Genomic DNA, 3,344 nt, shown 5'->3' on the forward strand with positions numbered 1-3,344 from the left:
GGGCATCGGCATCTCCGCCACGTTCTTCCTCTTCGTGGTGCTCGGCGTCGCCGCCATCGTCTTCGTGAAGAAGTACGTGCCCGAGACCCGGGGCCGCAGCCTCGAAACCCTGGAGCAGGAGCTGCGGACCCGCTTCTCCTGAGGCGGCGCCCGCTCGTCCTGAGGCGGCGCCCGCTTTCCCTGAGGTGACGCTCGCTCCCCTATGGCGGCTCCGCTCTCCCTTGAGGCGGCTCCCGCTTCCCCTCGGTTCCGGTCCTCGCCACCTCCTCAGCGGCGGACCCGCACGCACCACCACGCTCCACGCATCCCCCCACCCCCCACCTCCCGTCCCCGGGCCGCCGCGGCCCGGGGACCGTAGAAAGGCAGGACATGTCATGACCGTTCGCGTAGGCGTCATCGGGGCCGGCTGGATCGGCCAGGAACACATCCGCCGCCTCACCGACGTCGTCACCGGCGCCCAAGTCACCGCGGTCACGGACATCGACGCCGGCCGGGCCGCCACCGCCGCCGCGCGGGTCGGCGCCCGGGTCCTCCCGGACGGCGCCGCGCTCGTCGCGTCGGACGCCGTGGACGCCGTCCTGGTCACCTCCTGGGGACCCACCCACGCCGAGCACGTGCTCAACGCCATCGCCGCGGGCAAGCCGGTCTTCTGCGAGAAGCCGCTGGCGACCACGGCCGAGGACTGCCTGCGGATCACCGAGGCCGAGGCCGCGCACGGCCGCCGCCTGGTCCAGGTCGGCTTCATGCGCCGCTACGACCGCGGCTACCGGCAGCTCAAGCAGGTCATCGACGCCGGCCGGATCGGCGCCCCGCTCGTCGTGCACTGCGCCCACCGCAACCCGACCGTCCCCGAGACCTACACCTCCGACATGGCCGCGCTGGACACCGCCGTGCACGAGATCGACGTGCTGCGCTGGCTGCTGGACGACGAGATCGTCTCCACCCAGGTCGTCACCCCGCGCTCCACCAGCAAGCGGTTCCCGCACCTCAAGGACCCGCAGATCATGCTCTTCGAGACCGAGCAGGGCGTCCGCGTCGACCTGGAGGTCTTCGTCAACTGCCAGTACGGCTACGACATCCAGTGCGAGGCCGTGGGGGAGGAGGGCCTGGTGCGGCTGCCCGACCCGGCCGCGGCGGGGGTGCGCACCGCCGGGTCGCACAGCACCGAGGTCCTCACCGACTGGACGGGCCGCTTCCAGGACGCCTTCGACACCGAGTTCCGCGAGTGGATCGCGGGCGTCGCGGCGGGCGAGGAGCCGACCGGCCCCTCCGCGTGGGACGGGTACGCCGCCACCGCCATCACCGCCGCGACCGTGGAGGCCCTGCACTCGGGCCAGGTCGTCGCCACCGCGCTCAAGCCCCGGCCCGCCTTCTACGACACCGAGTGAGGACCGCCCCCGGCCCCCGCGAGTCCCGCGCCCCGGCACCGGGCCACCTGGCCCGCGGGGCCGCCGGACCGGGCCGCGGGGATGCCGGGCGGTCGCCGTGCGCGGCTCCCGCCTCCGCGCCGGCCGCCTGAACCGCGGCCGGTCCCCGGCCGGGCCGGCACCGCGGAGCGGCCGGGGCTGCCACCCCGGCCCTTCACGCGCCGGATCACGTGTCCGATCCTTGGCTCGATCGGAGTACGACGGAATGCGTCGAAGTAGACTTAGACGCAATCCGTCGTGGTCAGGTACAGGAGGGCACGTGGCGAAGGGTCTGGTAGCCAAGCCGGATGACCTGTTCGACCGGGACCGGGAGTGGGATCTGCTCGCGGCGTTCCTCACTGATCCGGACCCGGCGATGCGGCTCGGCATCGTGTCGGGTCGGCGGCGGCACGGGAAGTCGTACCTTCTGCAGGCCCTGTCCGAGCAGGTTGGCGGGCTGTACGTCACAGCAGTCCGGGAGGAGGGACGACTGCCCGCGATCCGGCGGTTCAGTGACGCGGTAGCCGCTCACGCCGGCCTGCGGCCGGGGAGCCTGCGTCTGACCGACTGGCGTGACGTTCTGTCCAACGCCCTCGAGGTGGCCGCCCGTTCATCGCACCCGCTCCTGGTGATCGACGAGCTGCCGTATCTGCTCCAGCACTCGCCGGAGATCCCGGGCCTGTTGCAGCAGCTCTATGACGAGCGCCAGCGGGGTGCCCGGCCTGGCGCCGGGCCGGGTCCGCGGCTGATCCTGTGCGGCTCCGCGATGAGCGTCATGCATGAACTGCTCTCGGGGACCAAGCCGTTGCGGGGCCGCGCCGTGGTCGATCTACGGCTGGGCGCCTTCGACTACCGCGACAGCCGAACCTTCTGGCAGATCGCCGACCCGCTGACCGCGCTGAAGGTGCACGCGGTCCTGGGCGGGGCCCCCGGTTACAGACCGGTGGCTGCCCGTCCGCATCCGGACGACGGCTTCGACGCCTGGCTCACCCGGACGCTGCTGGACCCGGGGCGGGCGGTGTACTCGCGTACCGAGACCGAGTACCTGCTGCGCGAGGACCCGAGGATCACCCAGCACACCCTGTACTACGACATCCTCACCGCGATCGCGAACGGGGCCACCACCCCGAGCAAGATCGGGGCCGCCCTGGAACGCCCGCGCAACGCCGTCGCCCACCCGCTCGGAGTCCTGGAATCCACCGGCTACATCCGGCGGGAACAGGACATCCTGCGCTCCAAGCACCCCGTCATCACTCTCGCTGACCCGGTCATCCGCTTCAACCAGCTCATCACCCTCCCGCAGGCCGCCGCCGTGGAGCAGGGCTTCGCCGAGCAGGTGTGGCAGCAGGCCGCTCCGACCTTCAACTCCAAGATCCTCGGGCCGCACTTCGAGGACCTGGCCCGCGACTTCACCCGTCGTCATGCCCACACCCTGTTGCCCGGTGGCCTGCCCGGTCCGGTCGGCACCACGGAGGTCGCAGACCCCGCCGCCCGGACCAAGCACGAGGTCGATGTCATCGCCCTGGCCGCCGGTGAGCGCCCGCAGGCTCACCGTGCGAGCATCGCGCTGCTGGGTGAGGCCAAGGCGACCGCCGCGCGCCGGGGGACCGGTGACCTGGAACGCCTGGAACGTATCCGTACGCTCCTCGCGGACCAGGGGTACGACACCGCCGCCACCACGCTGGCCCTGTACTCATTGCACGGCTTCTATCCCGATCTTGTCGAACTGGCGCACGGTCGTGGCGACGTACTCCTGGTCGATCTGCCCACCCTCTACAGCGGCTGACGAGGGCCCGGGCCGCTGGCAACGCCGCCCGTGAAATCCGCGCGAAGATCAGGTCGGAGGCCGGCACCACGGAGACGGCCGGGGCCGCCACCCCCCACAGGAGAGGCCCCGGCCGTCGCGCGGTACGGGCCGCGCGGCGGCCCGTACTCCCT

General features: G+C 72.2%; 2 protein-coding genes and 1 pseudogene. All 3 read left to right on the forward strand.

What is annotated here, in order from left to right; all coding sequences use genetic code 11:
• A pseudogene (locus RIF68_RS31855) lies at positions 1–142 on the forward strand (MFS transporter); the annotation flags it as partial.
• 232 nt (positions 143–374) lie between these two features.
• Complete coding sequence (locus tag RIF68_RS31860) at positions 375–1,388, forward strand: Gfo/Idh/MocA family oxidoreductase (RefSeq protein ID WP_309054742.1); 1,014 nt, start codon at positions 375–377, stop codon at positions 1,386–1,388.
• 298 nt (positions 1,389–1,686) lie between these two features.
• Positions 1,687–3,192, forward strand: a complete 1,506-nt coding sequence (locus RIF68_RS31865; RefSeq protein WP_309054743.1) for an ATP-binding protein — start codon at positions 1,687–1,689, stop codon at positions 3,190–3,192.
• Positions 3,193–3,344 lie beyond the last annotated feature (152 nt).

The organism is Streptomyces sp., from assembly GCF_031178505.1.
Taxonomy (GTDB): Bacteria; Actinomycetota; Actinomycetes; order Streptomycetales; family Streptomycetaceae; genus Streptomyces; species Streptomyces gulbargensis.

Bases quoted from the DNA above. Each gene is read 5' to 3' on its own strand.
- RIF68_RS31860 (WP_309054742.1), top strand. From the start codon at position 375: ATGACCGTTCGCGTAGGCGTCATCGGGGCCGGCTGGATCGGCCAGGAA.